The 5,062-nt window shown below is 66.8% G+C and carries 5 protein-coding genes; all 5 read right to left on the reverse strand.

All coding sequences use genetic code 11. The features are described from left to right. On the reverse strand, window positions 1-350 hold a 350-nt coding region (locus tag ACE3UY_RS17100), incomplete at its 3' end, for an aminodeoxychorismate/anthranilate synthase component II (RefSeq protein WP_374688702.1). A gap of 159 nt (window positions 351-509) precedes the next feature. Further along, a complete protein-coding gene (locus ACE3UY_RS17105; RefSeq protein ID WP_374688703.1) occupies window positions 510-1,478 on the reverse strand; it encodes a hypothetical protein in 969 nt (322 codons plus the stop codon). A gap of 131 nt (window positions 1,479-1,609) precedes the next feature. After that, window positions 1,610-2,620 (reverse strand): tryptophan--tRNA ligase, encoded by a 1,011-nt coding sequence (gene trpS, locus ACE3UY_RS17110; protein WP_374688704.1) that lies wholly within the window; start codon window positions 2,618-2,620, stop codon window positions 1,610-1,612. 129 nt (window positions 2,621-2,749) lie between these two features. Then, a complete protein-coding gene (trpE, locus tag ACE3UY_RS17115; RefSeq protein ID WP_374688705.1) occupies window positions 2,750-4,375 on the reverse strand; it encodes an anthranilate synthase component I in 1,626 nt (541 codons plus the stop codon). 120 nt (window positions 4,376-4,495) lie between these two features. Then, a partial coding sequence (locus tag ACE3UY_RS17120; RefSeq protein ID WP_374688706.1) for a pyridoxal-phosphate dependent enzyme occupies window positions 4,496-5,062 on the reverse strand: 567 nt, incomplete at its 5' end.

The raw sequence follows: 5,062 nt of genomic DNA on the forward strand, positions 1-5,062 counted from the left end.
CCATTGAAGAGGCCGTGGCCGTTGTGATAGACCGACGACGTCTTGCCGTGCATCAGCCGCGGCGCGCGCGTCACCACACCGCCGTAGACCTGGCCGATGCACTGGTGGCCCAGGCAGACGCCCAGCACCGGCGTTGTCGGCCCCAGGGCGCGGATCACGTCGTTGGAGATGCCGCCGTCGTCCGGTGTGCCGGGGCCGGGGCTGATGACGATGCGGGCCGGCCGCAAGGCGGCGATCTCGTCGAGCGTCACCTGGTCGTTGCGATAGACGCACGGCTCCGCGCCCAACTCGCCCAGGTATTGCACCAGGTTATAGGTGAACGAATCGTAGTTGTCGATAACCAGTACCATTCGCATTCCTCCAGAGAAGAATCCGCAGACCAAGAAGCTCACGCAAAGGGCGCCAAGAAGCAAAGAGCGCAAAGCAAGAATCTTTTCGGGCTTTGCATTCTTGGGAACCTTGGCGCTCTTTGCGTGAGCCTCTTCATAATCTGCGGGTTCTTCCTCTTCTTATTCCAATGTCACGATAGCGATTTGGAAGGTCGACGGCCCGCCGTTGACCTCGCGGATCTTGATCGAGTACGACGCCGCGCCCAGCGGCAGAACGTAGGCCGTCTCCGCGCCGCCGGGGCCGCCGAAGTTGGCCGTGGTCAGCACCGCCCCATCCGCGCCCAGGAAGTCGAGGGCGATGTCAGATTGGTCGGTGGGGTCGGCCACGGCGATGATAGGCCGCGCCCCGCGCGAGGTGACAGTGTAGAGCTTCTCTTCGCCGGCGGCCAGCGTGTCCGTCTGCTGGACGGCCATGCCGGGCGCGGGCGTGGTCAGGTCGTACAGGTGGGCGGTGTAGCTGCCCTCGCCGGCTGCCGCGCGCACGACGAAGGTGAACAGCCCGTCGGCGTCGGGGCTGAGCACCAGGATTTCCGGCCGCCCGGCCAGCGCGTTGTCGGCCGAGTTGAGCGGGGTGACGCCCTCCGGCGTCGCCTGGCCGCTCACGTCGCCGCTGTAGACAGTCAGGGCGACGTTGAGCTGGTTCTCCGGCTCGACGAACAGAATGATCGGCTGGAAGCGCGTCCCCTGGACGACATAGGCATGCACGTCGCCGGCGGCCAGGGTGCGCATGTCCACCTGGCCCGGCCCGAATAGGCCGGGCGTAGTCGGCGGCGTGGGCGACTGAGCGGCCGTGGCCGTGGCTGCGGGCGTGGGGCTGGCAGCCTCAGCCGCGGTGGGCGAGGCAGCCGGCTCTGTGGCCGGTTCGGTCGTCGGCGAGGGGGCGACGGTGGCAAGCGCTTCGCCGGTGGGCGTCGGCTCGTCGGCGATGGTCGTCGCTTCAGGCGGCAGCGGCGTCGGCAATTCCAGTTCCGCCGTCGCCGCCGCGGTGGGCGGCGGCGGGATTTGGGTCGCGGTCGGTTGTTCAGGCGCGCCGTTGCAGCCCGCCAGCAGCAGGACGACCAACAGGATCAAGAGCGTAAAAGGCTTCATCGGGTACTCCCTGTGTGCGGAGACAACGCAGACGACCGTGCAAAGGTGTGACCGTGTCTCCAGCCTTCTATTGTAATCCAGTTGGTCATTACTCCCATGCGCATTTTCATCCAGACCTCAGAGGTCTAAGTCTAGCGGGGCAGCACCAGCCCCATCATCCGCTTCATCTCGTCCACCTTCGGCTGGGAGATAACGCGAGCTTGCGCGGCGCCGTGGGCCAGCAGGCGATCCAGTTCGGCTGTGTCGGCCATCAGGTCGTGGTAGCGGGCCTGGATGGGGCGCAACGTCTCGATGACCGCCTCGGCCACGCCCACCTTCAGGTCGCCATAGCCTCGGGCCGCGGCGAAGTCGGCCTCCACCTCGGCCTGGCCCTTGCCCGTCACGGCCTGGTAGATGCCCAGCAGGTTGTTCACCCCCGCCTTTTCCGGGTCGTCGGAGAAGCGAATCTCCCGGCCGCTGTCGGTCACGGCGCGCTTGAAGGCGTAGAGGATCTCGTCTGGCGGGTCGAGCAGGCGCACGGCATGGCCGCGCTTGTCGGCCAGGCTCTTCGACATCTTGACCGCCGGGTCGTCAAGGCCCATGACGCGCGCGCCGACGGGCGGGATGATCGGCTGGGGCACGACGAAGAACTCCACGTTGTAGAGCGCGTTGAAACGCTGAGCGATGTCGCGGGTCAGCTCGACGTGCTGCTTCTGGTCTTCGCCCACCGGCACTTCGTCGGCGTCGTAGAAAAGGATGTCGCCGGCCATCAGCACCGGGTAATCGAGCAGGCCGGTCAGCACGCTCTCCTGCCGGGCCGACTTGTCCTTGAACTGGGTCATGCGTTGCAGCCAGCCGAGCGGCGTGACGCAGTTGAGCAGCCAGCACCCCTCAGTGTGGGCCGCCACGTGGCTCTGGATGAACAGCGTGCTCTGTTGCGGGTCGATGCCGCAAGCCAGCAGGATGGCCGCCATCGAGCGTGTCTGGAAGCGTAGATTCTCCGGGTCTTGGGGCACGGTCAGGCTGTGCAGATCGACGACGCAGAAGTAGTTGGTCTTCTCCGCCTGCCGCGCCGCCCAGTTGCGTATCGCCCCCAGGTAGTTGCCCAGATGGGTGTTGCCCGTCGGCTGGATGCCGCTGAATACGATCTTTTTCTTGTCCATGGTCTAGAACCTTTTTACTGAGGAAAGAAGCTCACGCCAAGGCGCTAAGAAGCAAAGAACGCCAAGGATGGTTGCTCTTCTTCGCGTCCTTTGCTCCTTGGCGTCTTTGCGTGAGCCTCTTCCTCCTCACTATAAAGCCCCCGCCTCGGCGCGCGCCACCGCCACCAGCAGCGCGCTGGCCTTGTTGACGCACTCCTGATACTCCGTCGCCGGGTCGCTGTCGGCGACGATGCCCGCGCCGGCCTGCACCGAGACGCGGTCGCCCTGCATGACCATCGTGCGGATGGCGATGCAGGTGTCCATGCTGCCGTCGTAGCTGAAGTAACCGACCGCCCCGGCGTAGAGGCCGCGCCGCTGCCCCTCCAGCTCCTCGATGATCTCCATCGCTCGCACCTTGGGTGCGCCGCTGACCGTGCCGGCCGGAAAGGTGGCTCGCATCAGGTCGTAGGCGTCCAGCCCCGGCCGGATGCGCCCGGCCACGTGGCTGACGATGTGCATGACGTGGCTGTAGCGTTCGACCGTCATCAGGTCGGTGACGGCCACGGAGCCGTACTCACTGACCCGGCCGATGTCGTTGCGCCCCAGATCGACCAGCATGACGTGCTCGGCCCGCTCTTTGGGGTCGGCCAGCAGTTCGGCGGCCAACGCCGCGTCTTCGGCCTGGGTCGCGCCGCGCGGCCGCGTGCCGGCGATGGGGCGCACGCTGGCGACGCCGTCCTCCAGCCGCACGTGCATCTCCGGCGACGCGCCGATAACCTGCATGTCGAGCGGCGCGAAGTTGAAGTAGAACATGTAGGGCGACGGGTTCAGCATGCGCAGCGCCCGGTAGACGGCGAACGGGTGGGCGCTCGTCCGGCGGCCAAAGCGCTGGCTCAGCACCACCTGAAAGATGTCGCCGGCGGCGATGTGTTCCTTGGCCTCGCGCACCATGGCCTCGTACCGCTCGCGCGGCATGTTCGTCTCCAAGCCGTTGCCGTTGCCGGCCGTCGCGCCCCAGCGCCGGCTGGGCACGGCCGGCAGCGGGCGCAACAGTTTCTCCGCCAGCCGGTCGATGCGTTGTAGCGCGTCCACGTAGGCCGCCTCGACGTCGCCGCCGTCAGGCACGTGGGCGTTGGCCAGCAGGATGAGCCGGTGGCGGGCGTGGTCGAAGACGACCAGCGTGTCGGCCAGCAGGAAGACGGCGTCGGGCAGGTCGAGGCCGGGCGCGGCCGTCTGCGGCAGCCGCTCGAAGAAGCGCACCACGTCGTAGCCCAGGTAGCCGACCGCGCCGCCGCTGAGCCGGGGCAGCCCGGGCAGTGGGGCGGCCCGATAGCGCGCCATCTCGGCCTTGACCGCGTGCAGGATGTCCTGCCCTTCGGCCAACTCGTAAGTCGTCAGAGCGCCGCCACCACCTGGCAGGGGGGCGGAGGAGGCGTGGGCCCGACGGGAGTCGGGGAGCAGGGGAGCGGCATCGTCCGTCATCCGTCGTCCGGCGGCGGTTCCTCCCCTCCTCTCAACCGTGCGCCCGCGTAGGGTGATGGTTTCGCGTGGGGTGACGCCGATGAAGGAGTAGCGGCCGACCTGCTCACCGCCTTCGACCGACTCCAGCAGGAAGGACGCGCCCGGCTCGTCCATCAGCTTCAGATAGACCGAGACCGGCGTCTCCAGGTCAGCGGCGAACTCGCGGGTGACCGGGATGAGGTTGGCCGGCCCGCCAGCCAGCGCCCGGAATTCGTCCAGCGTCGGCGCGTAGGTGTTGAAGTGTGCGTCGCTCATTGTTCTCCTTCGGGAGGCAGTTGCTAGTTGTCAGTTGTCGGTTGTCAGTTGTTAGTTGTCAGAATTTGGTGCTGGCAACAGACATCCAGACAGCGACAACTGACAACTAGCAACTGCCAACTACACCTGCGGCAAATACCGCATTGCTTCCGTCACCGCGTCGGCCGAGTACTCATAGTTCTCTAGCTGTCCCTTCAGGAAGGCATCATAGGCGCCCATGTCGAAGTGGCCGTGGCCGCTCAGGTTGAAGGCGATGACCCTGGCCTCGCCGCTCTCCTTGCAGGCCAACGCCTCCTCGATGGCAACCTGGATGGCGTGGGTGGACTCCGGCGCGGGGATAATGCCCTCGGCCCGCAGGAAGGTCAGCGCCGCCTTGAACGTGTCCAGTTGCTTCACCGCCCGCGCCTCGATGTGGCCGCCGTCCAGCAGCGCGCTGACCTGCGGCGACATGCCGTGGTAGCGCAGGCCGCCGGCGTGGATGGCGGCGGGAATAAAGGTGTGTCCGAGGGTGTACATCTTGACGATGGGGGCCATCTGGGCCGTGTCGCCATAGTCGAAGGCGTAGACGCCCTTGGTCAGGCTGGGCGAAGCGGCCGGCTCGGCGGCAATGACCCGCGTCCGCTTACCCTCGGTCAGGTTCTTGTGGACGAACGGGAAGGTGAAGCCGGCGAAGTTGGAGCCGCCGCC

This window comes from Promineifilum sp. (SeqCode) (genome assembly GCF_041918635.1).
GTDB lineage: Bacteria > Chloroflexota > Anaerolineae > Promineifilales > Promineifilaceae > Promineifilum.

Excerpts from the sequence above, each read along its gene's own strand:
- ACE3UY_RS17105 (WP_374688703.1), bottom strand. The coding sequence starts at position 1,478 with ATGAAGCCTTTTACGCTCTTGATCCTGTTGGTCGTCCTGCTGCTGGCG.
- trpS (WP_374688704.1), bottom strand. The coding sequence starts at position 2,620 with ATGGACAAGAAAAAGATCGTATTCAGCGGCATCCAGCCGACGGGCAAC.
- trpE (WP_374688705.1), bottom strand. The coding sequence starts at position 4,375 with ATGAGCGACGCACACTTCAACACCTACGCGCCGACGCTGGACGAATTC.